The 19,466-nt window shown below is 53.8% G+C and carries 20 protein-coding genes and 1 tRNA gene; 8 read left to right on the top strand and 13 right to left on the bottom strand.

Going from position 1 to position 19,466, the window contains the following annotated elements; all coding sequences use genetic code 11:
* Positions 1-52: 52 nt before the first annotated feature.
* Positions 53-1,225 carry a type III PLP-dependent enzyme gene (locus TW80_RS03085; RefSeq protein WP_045995876.1) on the bottom strand — a complete coding sequence of 391 codons (1,173 nt, stop codon included), beginning with the start codon at positions 1,223-1,225 and terminating at the stop codon, positions 53-55.
* A 242-nt stretch (positions 1,226-1,467) separates the two neighbouring features.
* On the opposite strand from TW80_RS03085, the gene TW80_RS03080 reads away from it, so the two are divergent.
* From TW80_RS03080 to TW80_RS03070, 3 genes are all read left to right on the top strand, one after another.
* Positions 1,468-2,016, top strand: coding sequence for a pseudouridine synthase (locus TW80_RS03080; protein ID WP_045995875.1), 549 nt, complete (start codon positions 1,468-1,470; stop codon positions 2,014-2,016).
* 216 nt (positions 2,017-2,232) lie between these two features.
* A complete protein-coding gene (locus TW80_RS17575) occupies positions 2,233-4,383 on the top strand; it encodes a dynamin family protein (protein ID WP_157033198.1) in 2,151 nt (716 codons plus the stop codon).
* A 49-nt stretch (positions 4,384-4,432) separates the two neighbouring features.
* Positions 4,433-4,789, top strand: a complete 357-nt coding sequence (locus tag TW80_RS03070) for a hypothetical protein (protein ID WP_045995874.1) — start codon at positions 4,433-4,435, stop codon at positions 4,787-4,789.
* Between the two features lie 119 nt (positions 4,790-4,908).
* On the opposite strand, the gene TW80_RS03065 is transcribed toward TW80_RS03070, so the two are convergent.
* The 6 genes from TW80_RS03065 to TW80_RS03040 form a co-directional block, all read right to left on the bottom strand.
* On the bottom strand, positions 4,909-5,262 hold the full coding sequence (locus tag TW80_RS03065) for a hypothetical protein (protein ID WP_045995873.1): 354 nt from the start codon (positions 5,260-5,262) through the stop codon (positions 4,909-4,911).
* 112 nt (positions 5,263-5,374) lie between these two features.
* Entirely contained in the window at positions 5,375-6,484 is a 1,110-nt protein-coding gene (locus TW80_RS17570; protein ID WP_052700874.1) for a dynamin family protein, read from the bottom strand.
* A gap of 1 nt (position 6,485) precedes the next feature.
* Positions 6,486-8,570 carry a dynamin family protein gene (locus tag TW80_RS17565; RefSeq protein ID WP_052700873.1) on the bottom strand — a complete coding sequence of 695 codons (2,085 nt, stop codon included), beginning with the start codon at positions 8,568-8,570 and terminating at the stop codon, positions 6,486-6,488.
* A 137-nt stretch (positions 8,571-8,707) separates the two neighbouring features.
* Entirely contained in the window at positions 8,708-9,535 is an 828-nt protein-coding gene (locus tag TW80_RS03050) for a hypothetical protein (protein WP_045995872.1), read from the bottom strand.
* A 242-nt stretch (positions 9,536-9,777) separates the two neighbouring features.
* Positions 9,778-9,853, bottom strand: a tRNA-Thr gene (locus TW80_RS03045).
* A gap of 114 nt (positions 9,854-9,967) precedes the next feature.
* Positions 9,968-11,623: an ABC transporter permease gene (locus tag TW80_RS03040; RefSeq protein ID WP_045995871.1), complete on the bottom strand. Its 1,656-nt coding sequence runs from the start codon at positions 11,621-11,623 to the stop codon at positions 9,968-9,970.
* Positions 11,624-11,703: 80 nt separating this feature from the next.
* On the opposite strand from TW80_RS03040, the gene TW80_RS03035 reads away from it, so the two are divergent.
* Complete coding sequence (locus TW80_RS03035; protein ID WP_045995870.1) at positions 11,704-12,585, top strand: hypothetical protein; 882 nt, start codon at positions 11,704-11,706, stop codon at positions 12,583-12,585.
* Positions 12,586-12,588: 3 nt separating this feature from the next.
* On the opposite strand, the gene TW80_RS03030 is transcribed toward TW80_RS03035, so the two are convergent.
* A complete protein-coding gene (locus tag TW80_RS03030) occupies positions 12,589-12,846 on the bottom strand; it encodes a DUF2312 domain-containing protein (RefSeq protein WP_045995869.1) in 258 nt (85 codons plus the stop codon).
* A gap of 112 nt (positions 12,847-12,958) precedes the next feature.
* Here TW80_RS03030 and TW80_RS03025 point away from each other — a divergent pair, with 112 nt between their 5' ends.
* On the top strand, positions 12,959-13,174 hold the full coding sequence (locus TW80_RS03025; protein ID WP_045995868.1) for a hypothetical protein: 216 nt from the start codon (positions 12,959-12,961) through the stop codon (positions 13,172-13,174).
* A 9-nt stretch (positions 13,175-13,183) separates the two neighbouring features.
* On the opposite strand, the gene TW80_RS03020 is transcribed toward TW80_RS03025, so the two are convergent.
* On the bottom strand, positions 13,184-13,519 hold the full coding sequence (locus TW80_RS03020; protein WP_045995867.1) for an ArsR/SmtB family transcription factor: 336 nt from the start codon (positions 13,517-13,519) through the stop codon (positions 13,184-13,186).
* Between the two features lie 216 nt (positions 13,520-13,735).
* Here TW80_RS03020 and TW80_RS03015 point away from each other — a divergent pair, with 216 nt between their 5' ends.
* The 3 genes from TW80_RS03015 to TW80_RS03005 are packed head-to-tail and all read left to right on the top strand — an operon-like array spanning position 13,736 to position 15,027.
* Positions 13,736-14,161 carry a YeeE/YedE family protein gene (locus TW80_RS03015; protein ID WP_045996972.1) on the top strand — a complete coding sequence of 142 codons (426 nt, stop codon included), beginning with the start codon at positions 13,736-13,738 and terminating at the stop codon, positions 14,159-14,161.
* Complete coding sequence (locus TW80_RS03010; RefSeq protein WP_045995866.1) at positions 14,161-14,592, top strand: YeeE/YedE family protein; 432 nt, start codon at positions 14,161-14,163, stop codon at positions 14,590-14,592. Before TW80_RS03015 ends, TW80_RS03010 begins: the two co-directional genes overlap by 1 nt.
* A 9-nt stretch (positions 14,593-14,601) precedes the next feature.
* A complete protein-coding gene (locus TW80_RS03005) occupies positions 14,602-15,027 on the top strand; it encodes a TIGR01244 family sulfur transferase (RefSeq protein ID WP_045995865.1) in 426 nt (141 codons plus the stop codon).
* 49 nt (positions 15,028-15,076) lie between these two features.
* Here the strand turns inward: TW80_RS03005 and TW80_RS03000 are convergent, their stop codons facing one another.
* From TW80_RS03000 to TW80_RS02985, 4 genes are read right to left on the bottom strand one after another with little or no spacing between them, the layout of a single operon-like run.
* Complete coding sequence (locus TW80_RS03000; RefSeq protein WP_162197148.1) at positions 15,077-16,048, bottom strand: FliM/FliN family flagellar motor C-terminal domain-containing protein; 972 nt, start codon at positions 16,046-16,048, stop codon at positions 15,077-15,079.
* A gap of 42 nt (positions 16,049-16,090) precedes the next feature.
* The gene (locus TW80_RS02995) at positions 16,091-18,787 is read right to left on the bottom strand and encodes an ATP-binding protein (protein ID WP_045995864.1); all 2,697 of its coding nucleotides are present in this window, start codon (positions 18,785-18,787) and stop codon (positions 16,091-16,093) included.
* Complete coding sequence (locus tag TW80_RS02990; RefSeq protein ID WP_045995863.1) at positions 18,780-19,058, bottom strand: hypothetical protein; 279 nt, start codon at positions 19,056-19,058, stop codon at positions 18,780-18,782. Before TW80_RS02990 ends, TW80_RS02995 begins: the two co-directional genes overlap by 8 nt.
* Entirely contained in the window at positions 19,055-19,423 is a 369-nt protein-coding gene (locus tag TW80_RS02985; RefSeq protein WP_045995862.1) for a response regulator transcription factor, read from the bottom strand. Before TW80_RS02985 ends, TW80_RS02990 begins: the two co-directional genes overlap by 4 nt.
* Between the last annotated feature and the right edge of the window lie 43 nt (positions 19,424-19,466).

Raw genomic sequence — 19,466 nt, 5'->3', positions numbered from 1 at the left:
TTATAACAAAAGTTTAGCGGCACACCGTCGTATACAATGTGCCGCTAAGCGATTAGATTACCACCACATCAAGCGGAGGAAAGCCGTTGAAACAAACCGACGAGTAAGTCGACGTGTACGCGCCTGTGTTCCGGATCAAGACCCGATCACCAGCTTGCAGTGTTAGCGGCAGTTGCATCGGACGTTTTTCATAAAGCACATCCGCGCTGTCACAGCTGGGGCCAGCTACAATACATGGTCCGCAAGGGTCCGTATCGCGGGCCGTTTCAAACTGGTAGCGAATTGCCTCGCCTTCGGTTTCAGCCAGACCTGAAAAGCGACCGATATCCAGATAAACCCAGCGGTGCATATCCCGTTCTGACTTGCGCGACACCAGCATGACTTCGGCAACAATCACACCTGCCTCTGCGACCATACCGCGACCAGGCTCCGCCATGATTTTACGCGCGCCTTCAAAACGTGCCTCGACCATCTGCATGACCTTCGCGGCATATGCTGTCGGCGCGTCAATCGCCTCGCCATAGAAAGCAGGGAAACCGCCACCAATATTAATAAGCGACAGATCATGCCCCGCATCTTTTGCCGCACGCCAAATGCCCGCCATGACATCAAGGTTCGGCTGCCACATCTCTGCACGACGCGTTTGCGATCCAACGTGGAACGAGAAACCGACAGGGCGTAGGCCCAGACGCTTTGCCTCGTCCAATAGCGCGAGCGCCATAGTGCGGTCGCAGCCGAATTTACGTGACAATGGCCAATCCGCCTGAGAAACCTCGACGATCAGGCGAATATAGACCTCTGCGCCGGGCGCATGTGCCGCGATCTTTTCCAGCTCTTGCTGTGCGTCTGCCGCGAAAAGGCGGATACCTTGCTTGTAGGCCCACGCAATATCTGATGGACGCTTGATGGTGTTACCAAAGGAAATATCCGCCGCCTCGGCGCCTTGCTCAAGGCAGAGCGCGATTTCGGCGCGCGATGCCGCGTCAAAGTGCGAACCAAGGTCAACCAGCCGTGCGATGACTTGCGGCGCTGGGTTTGCTTTGACCGCGTAGTGGATGTCAGCCCGGCCCAAACCTGCCTTGAGCGCGCGATACTGCCGCGACACAAGGTCCAGATCCATTACGAGTGTTGGCTTATCAAATTGACGCGCTGCAACAAAACTATCCAAACGGGATGATGCAACAACAGGGAATGACGCCGCAGCGTCAGCGAAGTGTACAGTCATGGGTCATCTCCAAAAGACCCGGCCATCTCGCACGTGCGATCAGACCGATAGTTCAAGGGGAGACGTTACCGTCGCTACGTAAACACGTGTGCGTTGACTGTCACCGGCCAGAGGCGCGTGCGTTGGCGTCTATGAATCGCCATTTGGGGCAACATCAGATTCGATACAAGATAAAAAATGATACACAGACAATTTTTCCAATCAGCATGGACCAATGCGCCATATCCGCGATAGGGAAGCACATGGCAAAAGTAATCTTGTTCAACAAACCCTTTGGCGTGCTGTCACAATACACCGACCAGCGCAGCCCATCACCGCGCCCGACCCTGTCGGCCTATATTGATGTGCCGGGTGTCTACCCTGCCGGGCGTTTGGATCGGGATAGCGAGGGTTTGTTGGTCTTGACTGATGACGGCAAGCTACAGGCGAAAATCTCTAATCCAAAGCATAAGCTGAGCAAGTCATATTATGTCCAAGTCGAAGGCGCGCCCACAGACAAAGATCTGCAACCGCTGCGAGATGGTGTCACCCTTAAAGATGGGCCAACACGACCGGCCAAAGTGCGACTGATTTCGCCTCCACCACTATGGGACCGCGACCCGCCGGTTCGGTTCCGCAAATCAGTTCCTGACAGTTGGATTGAAATCACAATCAGCGAAGGCCGCAATCGACAGGTTCGTCGTATGACAGCACATATAGGGTTTCCAACCTTGCGACTTGTGCGCTGGCGTGTTGGCAGTTGGACACTGGATGGTATCGAAAACGGCCAGTGGCAAGAAACCCAAGCTTAGCCGCTCACCGCTGCTTATTCGCCTGATCACATCTAAGCTTTAGAAGCCGGATTTCGAACCGCCGCGCATGAAATGACGTAACATTTACTTCATTTCATCGAAAAACTTATTGCCACAACCCCCAATCTGTGCGCGAATAAAAATACATCATTACAACCTTAGCGTTATCTTGCCTATTCTTATAGATACGCGCCTTTTCACTAGTGAGGTACGTCGGTGGTTCCTGTCGAAGTTTCGCAAGCAATCCAATCTACTAACGAATATTTGCTGAAATCCAGCTTGTCCGAAGGCATGTCCGAATCGCAACTGGGCGAACCTTCGAACGATAGCTACAAAAAGCTGCAATTCGACAAAAACCGCGAAATTCTTGGCGATGTGCTACTGCGCCTACGCGAAACGGTTGCGCTGCTGTCGCATGACCGGGTGGTGTCGCTTATCAACGAATTGGACAACTTTTCCATTAATGTTTCACTGATTGGACAGGTCAAAGCGGGAAAAACCGCTCTTACCAATGCGCTCATTGGTAAACCCGAAATGTTGCCCTCGGACGTGAACCCGTGGACCTCGGTGGTGACGTCCGTGCACATCAACACCCCGAAACCAGCGGGCAAGACCGCCGTCTTTAACTTTTTCACCACCCAAGAATGGCTGAACATGGTCGAAACCGGTGGCACCTTGGGCGAGATCGCTAACCGCAGCGGGTTTAGCGACGAAGTCGAGGAAATGCAGGCGCAGATCAGTGAAATGCAGCGCCGTACCGAATTGCGACTGGGGCACAACTTTTCGATGCTCATGGGCAGCAAGCACAGTTTCTTGGGGTTTTCATCTGAAATGCTGCGCAAATACGTCTGCCTAGGCGACGAAGATGACGGAACAGCCTCCGAAGGGCGCTATGCCGATGTGACGAAATCCGCAGATATCTACATCGACAGCGCAACTTATCGCGTGCCAACGATCATTCACGACACGCCTGGGGTCAACGATCCGTTCTTGCTGCGCGAGGCTGTGACGCTGAACAGCCTTGAAGAAACGGACATCTGCATCCTCGTGCTGGGGGCACAGCAATCGTTTAGTACCGTCGACGTGGCGCTTTTGCGCACCGTACGGTCAATGAACAAAAGCCGCGTCATATTCTTCGTGAACCGCGTCGATCAGCTCAGCAACCCCGCCGAGCAAATCCCCGAAATTGATAGCTACATTCGCGAGGTGCTGCGCCAAGAAGACCTACCAACTGATGTACCGATCGTGTTTGGCAGCGCTGCTTGGGCTGAAATGGCTGCGTTCGGAGTCCCCAGTGACGTTTCGGAAACCTCGATCGAAAGCCTTTCAGAACTTGTTTCAAAGCGCACAAGCGAACCGCATGACGACACCCACGCCATGCCGCTTGGAAGTGCAGAACATACGCTGTCCAAGACCAAAGACCTTTCGGGGCTGTTTGAGCTACGCAAGCTGATCGAAACCAAAAGCCTTCAGGATATCTCGCTACCGCATCTGTCCAGCGTCGCGCGGCGTGCGCTCGACATTGCGCGGACGTCCCAAATGTTCTTGGAACAGGTTGATGATACCAATTGGGTCACCCCGCCCGATTATGACATCAATGCCGCCATTAAGACACTTGAGGAGATGCAAGAGCAGGTGCAAACCGAATGCGCGGATGCGATCAAGGCTGCGGCCACAGAAATGGTCGATAAGATGAGCAATGCCTATCAACTGTTTGCTGATCGAGAACAGGCTGCCTTGGAACATGAGCTAGAAACTCACAAGAGCGTCGCCCGCTGGGTGCCCCAAATCGAAAAACTACGTCGCTCGTTGATTTTGAACTACGGTCACTTTGCCGAAACTGCCCCTAACAAGGTCAATGAAATCATGGCCCGTGTCGCCGAGGATGTGCAGCAGATTTACAATGACGCACTGAACAACGCCGTCAAAATCATCTCGGTCGAGCCGGTTGAATCGCATACGCCGCGCAATCCGGCATGCCTGACGCGCACCATGCCCTTGGACATTACATCAAACTGGCTAAAGGACTGGATCACGCAGCGCGCGAAACGCCCGTCATATATTCGCAAGCTCAGACAATTGGTTGCTGCAGAAAAGCGCCAGACGCTCGAGGATCTCGAAGCATCCTACATCGCTGATCTTGCGGCCGAAAATAGTATGTTGATCAATGGCTTCTTCGAGGACCACATCAACGGCCTACGCAATATTGCCATGCTAAACGACGAAGAACAGCGGGCAGAAGCCCTACAAGTGCTTGGCATGGAAAAGGAAATCAAGCTGCGTGTTGATCGGCTCGGCGGGATAATTGACGAATTATCCCAAACCCTGACCGAGCTTGCAGCGAGCTCTCCCCCAACCCGCAAATAACCCCAACCTCAGGACCCAAACGAAAGACTAACATCTGAAAGGAGCCCCTATGGCAAATGTCGACATCTCGAAACTTACCGATATCACCGGCTTTATCGGTGCCTGTCTTGTTGACAGTGAAACCGGCCTGATGATGGCATCAGAAGGTGGCGGTAAGCTCGATCTCGAAGCCGCCGGCGCAGCGAATACCGAAGTGGTTAAGGCCAAGCTTTCTGCCATCGAAATGCTAGGGCTTGATGATCACATTGATGACATTCTGATTACACTGGGCAAGCAGTTCCACTTGATCAGACCACTAGAACAAACACCGACAATCTTTCTCTATGTCGCGCTCGACAAGAAATCTGCAAATCTTGGCATGGCGCGCGTTCAGGTCAAAAGCGTCGAAAAGACCCTTTCCCTATAAACGCAAAAAGCTGAGGCGCGTCTGCGTCTCAGTTCACTCAGCTAAGATTGTTGAAAGAGTGGCGGGACAACCCGCAGAAGGAATGCGACGCCCCAACAGGGCGTCGCAAAAATCCAAGTTTAGATAGAGAGCGTTTGCTCAACTTTCTTAACTTGCACGCGTGCCATACCCAGGTTGGCTGCTTTTTTGTCCAGTGCAACATACAAGAAGACTGTTGGTGTCTTTTCCAATGGGCGGATCAGGTGGAACTGCTTGCCCAGGGTGATCAGGATGTCGTCGATCGAGTCATCAAGACCCAGCATTTCAATTGCAGAAAGCTTTGCTTTTACAACTTCAGTGTTTGCTGCACCTGCAGCTTCGAGGTCCAGTTTGCCGCCACCTTCGGACGCCATCATCAGGCCAGTTTCACTGTCAACAAGACAAGCGCCAATGAAGCCACCGATGGAGGTAAGACCTGAGATATCTGTAGACATGTTTTTTTCCTTACTAGTTACAGTCTGTTCGGGAGTAGTCCCGTCTGGTTTGGGAGGCTCTGGCTGTTCCAGCTCCCCCAATTCGTTTTCCGTTTCCTCATTGGGATCGGACTTAGCTGACCCTGTCCAACCGGCACCAAGGTCCTTCAGAAAAGTCTTTAATTTCATTTCGGACCTGTTCGATTACCGCGGGTAGGTTCATGTCGTTTGAGCCGCGCACTGACAATAGGTTCACGATAACGTCAGCGTGCGAGTCGGATGCCTGTGAATCACCCCGAAAGGTGGTTTTTAGATGGTCGAATAAGGCGAAAACTTGGTCATTTGACGTTTCATTTTTAACATCAGCTAACGCATTTTCCAAGTCCGCAATCCGTGCCGAAATATCAATAATTTCAGCTGTTTCGTCCGGCGTATTTTCTGCCGCAACAACGACTTCTTCGATTGGTACTTCGAACACTTCAGGTGCTTCTTCAACCTGCGGGTCGCCTTCGCGCTCGCGCCGTTCCGCGCGATAAGATTTGGCGGCATCGACACGTGCTTCGATCGCGGACATTAGCGTTTCCGCGCCACTTTCTTGCCAACTGCCTTCAGCACCCGAGCGGGCCAATTTTGCAGATATCGGCAGCACAGAATGAAAGAACTTGCCAGCTTCGCGTTCACAACGCGAAATCACGCGCCCAACATCTTTGGCGTTACCGATCTGATCGACCCGAGTCACAACCAAAAGACTCTGGTCTTGCAGCTCGCGAGGGACCGTTTTCCATGCGGCCTTCTCGGTCTGGCGCCACGCCTGATTGGCCGCCGAACACCAGATCACAAAATCAACATGCGCACTGATCAATCCGACAACATCGATTGCAAGATTAGGATCAGAAATGCCCGGTGTATCAATAACATCGCCACCCCGCAAAATCTCAGAAGGAAGCGTAAAGCGCAGCGCGACATAGCCGTCGAGCGTGCCGAAATCCAATCCGTCTTCGGAAATTTCAGTGACGGTCCCATCGTGATCCAACGCCTCGAGCTTGCGCGCTTCGCCATGGGTGATCCACACCGTCGGCAAATGCGTCGCCGTCACCTTTGTCGGCAAGAGAGGTTGACCCAGCAACATGTTCAGCAGCGAAGATTTACCCGCGCTGTATTCACCCATCAGGGCAAATGCGGGCTTTGCGGCTGACCAGCCAGCCAAGACCGCAGTCGCGTTTCTTGAGACAATTTCGTTCATCTTATCTTGCACTTACCGCAATTGAACCGCTGCCCAGATCGTCTGGCGTTACCCCACCCAACGTATCGCGAATGCGATCAAGCGCTGCGATCCGGTGACTGATTTCGTTTTCCAAGCCAAAAGACTGACGCATTTGCGTTACCTCAGGCGCATCCACCGGAGCCGCAAGATTACGTAGTGTTTTGATATGTTCGTTTACAAAACCCTGCAATTCTACGCGCGTTTGCGTTGCGAAATCTTGAATATAGTCTTGCTGCAAATCTTGAATCGTGCGCGCCATTTCCTCTGTCGCGACGGCTTCGAAATTTGTCAGCGCGGTCGTTTTCTTGCGCTGTTTGCTCATCAAACGGCCAAGCCAGCCCGCGCTCACGTCAATCGTCATAGTCTGCATCAAGAATACAGGAGTTTTCGGACGCCCAATCGACGGACCAACCACTGGAAACAGGCTCGCTTCACGGTCAAGCACATCCGCGTAAAGCGCGGCTATGCTATCGGCAGCATCCTGCAAAATCTGCCCCAATCGCGCAGTGCACTTGTTCGAGAAGTCATTGTAAGCGCTGATCAATTCGCGGCGCAGTGTTTCGGTATCTGGCGACCACTGCTTGAGCCCCTTGCCCTTGTCGATAGCCTTTTCCAGATCACGTTTGCCGTTCAGAATGAATGAACGGTAGACATCTGACATCGCAAATGTTGTCACCTTCAACGAATTTTGTGTCAGCGCATCATAATCGTCGTTCAATTTTGATACGATTTCCGAGATGCGCGTCGCGACCTCTGCTGCCGACATGGCGGAACGTGCTGAAGACTGATCATCTACCGCGTCCTGCAACAGAACGATTGATTGGTTGACCAGATCAAGGCACTCATCGCGCATGCTTTCAAGGAATGGCCAACTGACATCTTGCGCTGCTTTGTCGTCGATCACCTTCAGCAGCTTTGAAATGCCTGACAAGTCATTTGAAACTGCGCCGATTCCTTCGGTCAGCGGCATGACATTCACATCTTGTGCGCGCGCCTTCTGCAATTGCTCATAGGCGGTGCGGCTACGCTCAGACAACACGCCCAAATCCCCAGCGATTGCGGCCTCGCCCCACTGGGCGCTGCCAAAGACAATCGGGATATCAAGCGGGAGCTTCTGTGCCTTCAGTGTCTGACGGATATAGGTCTCGATTTCACCGATTTGGCGATGTGGTTCGTCCAGTTCGTCTACACGGTTCACAAACAAAATGATCTGCTCGTGCTGGAGCCCCATAATGATATTGATCAAGCCAATATCAACGGTGCTAAGCGCCTGATGTGCGCTCAGGACAATGACGCAAATGTCAGAATCCGCAAGGTTGTTCAGTGTAACGGCCTCACGCACCAGAAACGGATCGTTCACGCCCGGCGTGTCACGCACAACAGCCGCCAGCGGCAATGCGGGCTCATCCAAGTAAAGGTCAGCGGTTTTGGTCAAATCGGCAAAGCGCCCACCAGCCCCGTTTCCAGTTTCCTCATCGTCGCCAAGGCAAACGTAGCGTTTGACCAGTCCGTCGTCGAATTCGTCAAAGCTGTGGGTGTTGCCCAACAAGAGCTTAAAATTCACGCCAAGGCGCGCCTTAGCTCGTGCCTGAAGCTCGCGGACCTGCTCGCGCATTTCTTCGGCTTCATCTTCGAAATTTGTGCGCGCGGCGATTTCGCCCAAGCGGCCACCCATGGTGGTCATGTCCGCCCACTCATCTTTGTCAAAGAATTTAAAGATGGCCGCCTTTCCAGCGGGGCGGTGTGCGTTCACGTGTAGCGAGGTAACAACCGACGTCCAGGGGTTCACGTCCGACGGCAAAAGCCCCGGACGCCCAATCACAGCATTGGCGAGCGCGGTTTTGCCCGCCTTTACCTGACCGACAAGCGAAATACGTGTCTTGAAGCGTGCCAACCGCTTTTGCATATCAAGCGTTCGGTCGACCGCGTCAGGCACAACAAGCTTTTCCATCTGATCTGTGATTGATCGCAGCTGCTCGATTGCAACTTTGGTCTCATGAGATCGAGAGAAAAGAAATTTAGGATCGGCAAGACGGTGCACAGGCACCTGGGTAGGGACAGACATATTGTTATCCAGCACAGATAAGTAATCGTAAACACGTACAAGGTCAGGTGACCTTAACGTAAGAAAGACGTTAGATTAAGTCGCTTTTATGACTCAAGGCAGGTAATTATAGGGGAAAAACTAACAGTTCCTCACCATTAAGCAACCTTGACTTCGCCCGCCTGCGACACGTCTGCTTTCACAACTACGGCATTTGAGTCGGAACGCACCTCTACGGTTGCAGAAACTCCCTTGGGCACCGCAGCAACGATTCGCCCGTGAAAGGCGACCATCTTAGAGATGTCAGACATATTTGCGCCGTTCGGACAGCCAACCAATTCGCCGCCCTGATCAAATTGCCATGTGTTTTGGCCTGTTTCTTCCCCAAACAGAATAGATAGCCCGTGATCACCTTTGGGGTCGCCCTCCCTCCCCTCTCCAAGAGAGTAAGCAACCTCCTCGCCAGCAGCGATGGCCTTGTTCAACATCTCAGTGAATGCAGTACTTGAATCGGCACCTGAAACAAGGTCAAACCGCCCGCGCTTTGCATGCAAAGCCACCTCACTCCCCGCAATGCGCAATACAAGAGTCCGCGCGCTTTCACATCGCGCAAGCCGCTCACAGACCGCCCATAGCGTCGGCATTCTAGTGCCTTCGATTTGAGGGGAAAATTCGGGTACCTCAAGAGCGACACTGTCAAGATCGCGAAGCTTTGGGAAGAACAGACCAATGTTGAGGGATTTCTCGCCTTCACAAACCAACCCGCCCTTCAGCGACGCAACCGAAGTCTGCTGATCGCCGCGCACAATGACCGCGCTTGCATCGGCAAATCCCATCGCCGCGCGCAGCAGCTGCCACGTCTGATCCGCCCGCGCCTCATGAGCGGTGGAGCCGTCCAAAAAGGTCGCGGCGTCGTTCGTTGCATCAAACTGATAGAGAGCCTGAAACCCTCTGCTCTTCAGGATAGGCCAATCTTCGATTTTCATTACCACAAACACCTCTTTACGCGATTCTGGTCATACGCAACTATCCGAACCAGATAAAGCCTACTTCGCGCACAAGTCCTTGATCCCGCCTACCACCGACAACAGGACACATTCAACCTGAGGCTTAGCATAAATCTCGATGACAGCGTCGCGGAACAACGGTTAAAAGGTGCTCGACACGTCAACCCTGCAACTCAAAGCAACATATCCGGCAGCTGAATCACTCGAAATTTTCTTGTAAATGGTGCCCCCACACGGACTCGAACCGCGGACCTACTGATTACAAATCAGTTGCTCTACCAGCTGAGCTATAGGGGCACTGGTCAGCAGCTTGCTGCTGTGTCTCATCGACTGAGCGGCGTATAGCAGGGGAAAATTCGGCAATGCAAGAGGCTTTTTGCATCTTCTGCAGAAAAAATTTCCTCGGACTTTTCATCGGTTCGCGCGGGCCAATAAACTAACGGCTAAGAGCCCAACAAAGGTGATCATTAAGGCGGCTGGCGCGGCGCCAGCGATGTCCTCAAGCGAGGCTTTTGCGTGCACCCGAGTCGCGAGCGTGTCGTAGCTGAATGGCCGCAACAGCAATGTTGCAGGCAATTCTTTCACGCAGTCCACAAAGACCAACAATAACGCAGAGCCGATAGACGCTTTGACCAATGGCAAATGCACTGCCCTGAGGGTACCTCCGGCGCTGCGTCCCAATGAACGCGCCGCCATCGGCAAGCTTGGCGAAACACGCCCCAAAGCCGCGTCAGCTGTCCCCTGGCCGATGGCAAAGAACCGCACGACATAAGCCAACGTGAGTGCGGCGGCGCTGCCCGTAAAGATCAAACCGGGATCAGGCATGCCCAACGCGACCACGCGATCTGCGAGAAAGTTATCAAAGGCCGCAAGGGGTACGAGAATCCCCAACCCCAACACCGCGCCGGGTGCGGCATAGCCGATGGCCGTGACAGGCATGAGCAAAGCTGGCAGGCGTTTGCGCGATAGGCGCACCCCATAGACCATGAACAATCCCCCCAAGACCGTTAGACAGGCCGCAATTGAGCCGACAGTAATCGTGTGCACGATGGCCTTGCGCAGACCGGGGGCAAACCACTCTTGCGCATCAAACGCATGCGTCAGCAAGACCGCCACAGGCAAAACGAACCCGATCAACACGGGCAAGGCGCAAACGCATGTCACAGCGTAGGCGCGCGCGCCGATCAGTTTTGCAGGCGCCACAGGTCGTTGGCCGCGGGCAGAACTAAAAAATTTGCTTTTGCGTCGACTGACCTTTTCGAGCGTGACCAAAATGATCACCAAGCCCAAGACGCAGGTCGCCAGTTGCGCGGCACCACCTAGGTTTCCGGCCTGCAACCAGACCGAAAAAATCCCGGTCGTCAGCGTCTGAACCGCAAAATAGTCGACCGTGCCAAAGTCATTTACCGTTTCCATCATCACGACAGCGACGCCAGCCGCGATTGCCGGCCGCGCCAAAGGTAAACCAACCCGCCAGAAACGCGCAAAGGCCCCTGCCCCAAGTGCGCGCGCGACCTCATAGGCTGCACCCGATTGTTCGCGGAATGCGGCACGCGCCAAGAGGTACACATAAGGATAAAGTGCAGCGCTAAGCACGATTACAGCAGCACCACGGGTTCGGATATTTGGAAACCAATAGTCACGGGCATTGGTCCAGCCAGCGGCTTCGCGCATGGCGGTTTGTACAGGCCCTGCATATTCAAGAAAATCAACCAATGCATAGGCACCAACATATGCAGGTACCGCGAGCGGCATAAGCAAGGCCCATTGCAATATCTTGCGAAACGGAAACTCATACATCACGACGAGCCATGCGGTCACCGTACCAATCACTGCGGTCATTGCGCCAACGCTAAACATCAGGATAGCGGTATTCGTCAGATAGCGCGGCAAGGTCGTGCGCAACATATGTGGCCAGATGTTTTCTGTTGGAGTGAGTGCGAACCACACCACTGCAACGATCGGCACCAGCACGACAATTGCGATCAAAATCGCACCAAGTGACCACGGGGAAATCCGCGTCCGTTTGGCAGGTGAAACAACCGATTGGCTTGTATTATCTGTCATTATTTTCGACTACCGGAAAGCAGTTTAACTGTCCAGAAATCCCACTATGATGCAGTGACTTGGACGAAAGGCTGAACTGCATGCAAATTGCATACCATATTGGTGCTCATGGTGACGACGAAGACCAATTGTTACGGTCAGCCCAAAAAAACGTAGGCACCCTTAGCGAACACGGAATCGTCGCACCGGGTCCAGGCAAATATCGCGCACTCATACGGACAACGATTCAAGGCTTGGATGGCGCAGCCCCCGCTGAGGGGACACGCGATATTTTGCTCGATAGCATTGTCGAAGATGACAACATCACGCGGCTTTTGCTGTGCAACGGAAATTTTATATGTGTGGCGAACCGGATTTTTGAACATGGCGTGTTCTATCCGCAGGCCGAGCCCAAAGCGCGCGCGTTGCGCGGACTATTCCCTGACGATCAATTGACGCTCTATTTTGGTCTCAGCCACCCGGCAACATTTCTGCAAGAGGCGCTAAGTCGTCCTAAATCGGCTTCACTGGCCGAATTCATGGGTATCTCACACCCCGAAGAAATCGACTGGGCCGATGTCGTGCGCCGCATTCACGCCGGCGCGCCTGATGCCGAACTTGTGGTGTGGTGCAGCGAAGACACCCCATTGGTTTGGCCAGAGCTATTGCGTCATTTCACCGGACTCAAACACGACGTGCCGCTCATTGATGCGCTCGCCCCGCTATCTGGCCTGATTGACCCGAAAGTGTTTGCACAGCTCGAGCAGGAACTAACAAACGATCCGGGAATGCGTAGCGAGGACATCCAAACCCTAATCGCAGAATGTTGGGAAAACTACGCGGTCGAGGGGGCCGACGACACCGAGATTGACCGCTTTGAAGCGGATGATGCGATGATCGCCACCCTCACCGAAAATTATGACGCCGATATTGCAGAAATCGCAAAGATGGACGGCGTCACATTGCTCTTGCCGTTTAGCTAAACGTTACATGCCCATTGCGGACATATACATATCCATGACGGCTTCTTCTTCGGCGACGTCGTTGGCATCGCGCTTGCGAATTGCGACAATCTTGCGCAGTACCTTCGTATCGTAGCCGCGCCCTTTGGCTTCAGCCATGATTTCTTTTTGGGCGTCTGCGATGTCTTTCTTTTCAGCCTCAAGCCGTTCGTAACGCTCTACAAATTGGCGCAGCTCTTCGCCGGCAACGTTGGATACGGTATCGGTAACTGAATCGTTCATGAATGCTCTCCTGACAGGCTTGCCATTCCCTAGCCGTTGCCCCGGATCGCTGCAACCCTTGCAAGGGCTGCCCACGCGCGTTAGGCGGACTTAACTAAAGGAGACACCTGAAATGGAAATCGTTGTTTGGATTGGCGCAGCTTTGTCGGTGATCGGACTAAGCGGGATCGTCTACAGCATCATCACCGTAACCAAAGCCAAACGCGCAGGATTGTCTGACGAAGAAATGCGCGCACGGTTGGCCCGCATTCTACCGATTAACCTTGTTGCCTTGCTGATTTCGATGATCGGCCTCATGGCCGTCGTGGTGGGGGTGATGCTGGGCTAATTGCCCAAACTACTTCACACCATCTGGACAGAAAATTTCATAGATTCTCTCGAGGATCGGGCGCACGCGCGGATCCGACAACCGATAATGCATACTGCGTCCGTGTCGCTCACAAGCGACCAAGCCTTCATTTCGCAACCGTAGTAACTGCCCTGAGACATATGACTGGCTGGCCCCTAATGAGGCCTCCAGCTCTCCTACGGTTAATTCGCCCGGCACCAAAGCGCATAATATGCGCAGGCGACCAGGGTTTGATAGCGCCTTTAATAATTCAGCCGCATCAGCAGCCGCTGCATCCATCGGATCAACGGGGCTCTCTTGTGAAATTTTCGTCGTTTCGTTCATTGGAATACTCTACGGTCAGAAATAATACATTTCTATATTGAAATGTATTATTAAGCCTCTATGTTAAGCGGTACAAAAAAGATGCAAAGCCCAACGATGTAAAGGTCTTTTTGCGTTTCTCGACAGTTAGCGTTGCGTCCCTGCGACACTCACACGTGTCGAATGCGCGGAAAATAACTCATGGGCAACAGCATAAAGCTGATCAAAGGAATGACGATGCAAGTCGACTGGATATTCGGCCTCTTTGGGGGAATCATAATTGGGACTGCTGCAGCTCTCTTGCTGCTTTTCAACGGCCGTGTCATGGGCGCATCCGGGATCATCGGCGGACTTGTCGATGGTAGCGGAAAAAGCGACTGGAAAGAACGGGCGCTCTTCATTGCTGGGCTGGCAATCGCACCCGCAATCGCTGCGGCCTTTCAGGGTGGCGCTCAGACCAACCTGACCGATAACTACATAGCCATCATTGCTGCCGGGCTGCTTGTCGGCATTGGCACGCGGCTGGCCAATGGTTGCACCTCTGGGCACGGCGTTTGCGGGATATCGCGCCTGTCGTTGCGGGGCATCGTGGCGACGTGTTTTTACATTGGTGCGGGTGGCCTTACCGTCCTTATTTTCAAACATCTTCTGGGAGTTATCTAATGCGGCAGCTTGTTTCTCTTATCAGCGGTGCAATTTTCGGATTGGGGCTGCTTATTTCTGGCATGACGAACACCGAAAAAGTTCAAGGATGGCTTGACGTCTTTGGCGCATGGGACCCGACGCTTGCCTTTGTCATGGGCGGGGCCATTGTTCCAATGGCTATCGCTTGGCAGTACAGCAAAAAACGCAGCCCTGTCTTGGCGCCATCATTTCCTGCGCCTCCGAAGCCTGAAATCGGGCGCAACCTTATCATCGGCTCCACCCTATTTGGCATGGGTTGGGGGCTGGTCGGCTTGTGCCCTGGTCCGGCCATCGCTTCGCTCAGCTTTGGTGGCGTCCATGGCCTGTCCTTCGTCGTGGCAATGATCATCGGTATGCTGCTTGCCCCCAAGCTGCGGACACATCTAGACCAACGCCTTCGCCCCAGCTAAAAGACCACCATGGATATTAGACAAATCAGCCCGACCTATGCGGTCTCACCGCAAATCGACATCAATGATATCCCGGCCATTGCTGAGGCCGGTTTCACCACCATCATTTGCAATCGCCCGGATGCAGAAGTCCCGCCCAGCCACTGCGCTGCCGCGATTGAGGCCGCCGCGACCGCTGCTGGCCTGCAGTTCGTGATCAATCCGGTCACGCACCAAACGCTGAATATGGCCATGGTCGACGCGCAAAAATCCGCGATGGACACGTCATCAGGCCCGACTTTGGCCTATTGTGCGTCTGGCACCCGGTCGTCAATCGTTTGGTCGTTGTCTCAGGCGGGCGTCTTGCCGACCGATGCGATCATCGCAGCAACGGCCTCTGCCGGGTATGACCTCGCGGGGATGCGCGGCCAGTTGGATTCGCTTGCAGACGCGTAAGCCCAAAAATCGCATCTGCGCCAAACTGGCGCAGACCCCAATCCTACCACTATGTCACACTTAGCGGCTCGGAGGATTGGGCTGTTTTATCCTGTTGAATAGCAAGCGCTGCTTTCTCCGCTCCGGAAGGGAGCTCTGAAAGGGTCGGCATCAGCTCTTGTTGGATGCGCACGGCGCGCATACCGCCGGTTTGCCCCAGTTTTGCTGTTGCGACCTGCTGCCCCCCAGGCGCTACTAATTTTACCGAATTCACGGTGCACCCACTAAGGGAAACCAGCTGCCCTACCGACAGTGATTCCACCTGCCCAATCGACATTTTAAAACGGTGCAGCACGGCGTCCAAAGCTGTCGGTGCGGCATGGACTGTTGCACGAAATGTTGTCGCCCAGTCGGCTGGCTGATCTTCGAGCACAGTCTCCGGTTCCTCAGCGGCAAGAACTGGCAAAATTAGTGTGAGTGAGGCAGCCCGCTCTGCCACACCAAAATCGACCTCCATACGAAGCGAACGATAATTCCCCTCGTCCAGCAAAAGCGCGGCGGCACGCGGCTCAGAAATCAGTTCTGCCACGACAAGATCATCTGCCCAACCGTCAAAATTTGTCCCGGCGATAGCGCTAGGCAAACTTGCCAAAAGATGATGCAGCACAGGTTCATTCATCGCCATGTCGGTCACGGTTGGCTTTCGAGCGCTGGCAGGCTGCGTTGAAACAGAGTGCATGGTTTGCATTTCAACAATGGCCGCGCGCAATTGCATATCAACGGCGACGAGACCGACAACCGCGCCATCGCGCTGCAATCCGATTAACATCAAACCGTCGTCGAGACCGCCAATCGCATCGTCAATGGGCATTGTTTCGTCAATCACGCTGGTCACGCTGAGCACCAGACCAACCGTGTCACGCGCCGATTTCGCAAGCGCGAGGCGCATCGCACGCGACGACGTCAGCGGAGAAATCCCGGCCTTTGACGTCGCCTGCCCGGCCAAACGCCGCATAATATTTGAATGTACGCTATCGGACATGCACCCACCGCAGAAAACTAGGTTCTGCATAAACGCGAATGGTTACGTTTGTGCTAACGCATGCGGTACGCGTTTCTTGGGCAATCGTAACCTGAAGGCGGTACCGTATTGGCCCGGCAGATAGGTAATGTCGCCGCCCAACCTGCGCATAATCTCTCGACAAATAGCAAGCCCAAGCCCTGCCCCGCCAGCTTTGGCACCATCAGACAAGCGCGAGAACTTTTCAAAAATCAGCTGCTGATTATCAAAGGCGATTCCGCTGCCGTTATCGACAAAGTCGATATAGTAGTGCGAGCCGCGATCATGCACGGAAATGCGCAGCCTTGGATGGCGCGCATCACAATATTTCCGCGCATTGGCAATGAGATTGATAAAGACCTGCACAAGGCGATCCAAATCAGTCTTGATCGTGACATTCGCAACCTCTGGCGCGCGCAGGATGACCAAATCACTGTTCAGCAATCCGGCAGCCCCAATTGCGCGATCAAGCAGTTCTGACAGGCTCCCACTTTGTTCGTTGAGCATGACCTGACCGTTTTCAAGTACCGATAGATCAAGCAAATCGTCCAACAAACGGGTCAGCCTGATCGCCTCATCATGGATAATGCCGGAATAACGCTTTTGTTCGGCATCAGTCATTTCACCGTCGCGCAGAATATCCGAAAATGACCGGATCGACGTCATGGGCGTACGCAATTCGTGGCTGATTTGGCTCAGAAATGCATCCTTTTGAATGGATAGCGCGGTCAGCTTCGCGTTGGCATCGCGCAGCGCACGTGCGGTTTGCTCTTGTTCATTTGATTTAGCCTCAAGGCGGCTGGAGTATTCCAGAATTTGGGCGGCCTCATCCGCAACGGCGATCAGATCCTCGACTGAAACACCGCTGCCTCCGATCAACTGACCGACCATTGCATGTGCTGTTGCCGCCCCGACAGAACCTGCAAGTTCTCTCTCCAGAAGCTCAACGAAAGCGGGGGTCACTTCGGGCAAATAACCTTTTTTACCTTGGCGGGTGGCCTCGCGTTCAAAGATGGCCTGCGCGTCTGTGCTGCCCATGATGCGCTGCGCCATGATCAGCAGGTCCTCTGCACCTGCCGCCGCGTTGGTCCACGCGGGGGCCGCGGCAGAATGTTCGAACACATTCACGAATTGGGCGCCCTGCAACCTCTCGAGAGGCTTGGGAAAGCTCACCAGTGACCCGACCAAGAACGTTCCGGTGTTCAACAGCATTGACCAGAATATTCCGTGGACCAATGGGTCAAGCCCACCAATGCCGAACAGCGCCTGTGGCCGCAGCCATGTCCACCCAAATGGACCATGATCAAACACTGCTTGGCTGATGACGGCATCTGCGCCAAAGCTTGGCAGAAACAACGTCCACAGCCATAGCACCAACCCGACGCTCAAACCTGCTGCGGCGCCGATCCGCGTTGCACCGCGCCAGAAAATCCCCCCCAGCATCGCTGGCAAGATTTGCACGGCCCCTGAAAATGACACCAATCCAATTGCCGCAAGCGCCGCGCCGCCCCCGGAAAGACGGTAATAGATGAACCCTAGAAACAGCACGCCCGCAATCGACAGTCGGCGTGCCAACAAAATTACGTGTCGAATATCGCCAGAAATCACGGCCTGTTGGTTGGGCCGCATCGATAGCCAAATCGGTACGACAATGTGGTTTGACACCATGGTCGCCAAAGCAATTGTTGCGACCATCACCATAGAGGTCGCGGATGAGAAACCACCAAGGAACGAAAGCATCGCAAGACCATTTTGCCCCTCGCTCAGCGGGATAGTCAGCACAAACAGATCCGGGTTGCTACCTGTCGGCAGCAGATCAAGCCCAATTACCGCAATCGGCACGACAAATAGGCTCATCAAGAGCAAATACCCCGGAAAAGCCCAGCTCGCGATAGCGAGGTGCCGTTCATCCGCGTTCTCGACAACAAGCACCTGAAACATACGCGGCAAACAAATAAAGGCAGCTGCGGACAAAAACAGCAGACTGATCCAACGCCCACCGTTGTGATCCCAAAGAGTTATCGACGAATTATCGATACGCGCCAACATTTCAGTTGGACCGCCCGCGATCCCCCAAACCACGAATACACCAACCGCCAATAGCGCGAGCAGTTTGACCACGGCTTCAACAGCGATGGCCATAACGATACCGTGGTGCCTCTCGTTTGCGTCCAAATTTCGGGTGCCAAACAGCACGGTAAAGACAACCAGCCCCATCGCGACCCACATCGCCGTCGCGTTCAGATCAGCCTGATGCCACACTTGGCCGTTGCTTTGGGCAAATACCGAAAACGATAGGGTCACGGACTGCAATTGAAGTGCGATGTAAGGTGTTGCTGCAACAACAGAAATTAGCGTGACGATCATCCCGAGCGTAGTCGATTTTCCGAAACGGGATGACACCAAGTCCGCGATAGACGTAATGCGATGCGCCCGCCCGATACGGACCAGCTTGCGCAAAATCCACCACCAGCCAATCATTACCAAAGTTGGGCCAAGATAGATTGTAGCGAACTCTAAACCCGACCGCGCAGCATACCCCACCGCGCCATAAAACGTCCAAGCCGTGCAGTAGATACTCAGCGATAAGGTGTAAATGAGCGGAGAATAAAGCCAGGTGGCATTGCCCATTGTCGCGCGGCGCTCTGCCAAAAAGGCGACCATGAATAGGATCGCCACGTAGCATAACGAGATCGTAATGACCAAATTAAAGCTAAGCATCAGATCCACCCTTTGGCGCGGCTTCATCGTCATCGGCATGCATCGTCCGCGACAAAAATGCCGAGATCGCGATTAGCGCAACCCAAACACCAAAAATATAGACCAACGCGCCAGAGCTATAAGCCTCGGGTGGTTCGAGCCTTGGCCACAAGAGAGGGATCGACAACAGCACGATCCCCAGTAGCGGCAGCAATCGCACGGCATCGCGCACCCGTCTTTGTCGATACCCGGCTTGCTCTAAGAAAATCTTGGACTTTGGCCCAAGGCTCATGCGCCCATCAGCTCTTTGACATGGTCACGCACCTCTGCGTTCGAGAATGGCTTAGTCATGAAATGATTCGCGCCAAGCCGCAGCGCCAATTCCCGATCTTTTTCTTGGCCACGCGCTGTCAGCATCATCACAGGTATATCCTTGGTGATTTCGGATGCGCGTAAATCCCTGAGGATGTCAAAACCGCTTCGTCCCGGAAGCATCACATCCAAAATAATCATGTCGGGTGGAAAGCCTTCCACCTTTTTCATCGCGGTTTCCCCATCTTCATGGGTGTGCACTGTCCAGCCATCGCGGGACAGAATAAAACTGATCGCCTCAAGTATATTCGGCTCATCTTCGATCAGAAGGACACGTTTGCCCATCTCATCGCCTCCCCAATTGTCTTACTACCCCATAGGGGCAGCC

Origin of the sequence: Loktanella sp. S4079, assembly GCF_000967725.1 — a bacterium.
GTDB lineage: Bacteria > Pseudomonadota > Alphaproteobacteria > Rhodobacterales > Rhodobacteraceae > Yoonia.
The sequence above is the reverse complement of the archived record's forward strand: the minus strand, read 5'-3'. Positions and strand labels throughout refer to the sequence as shown.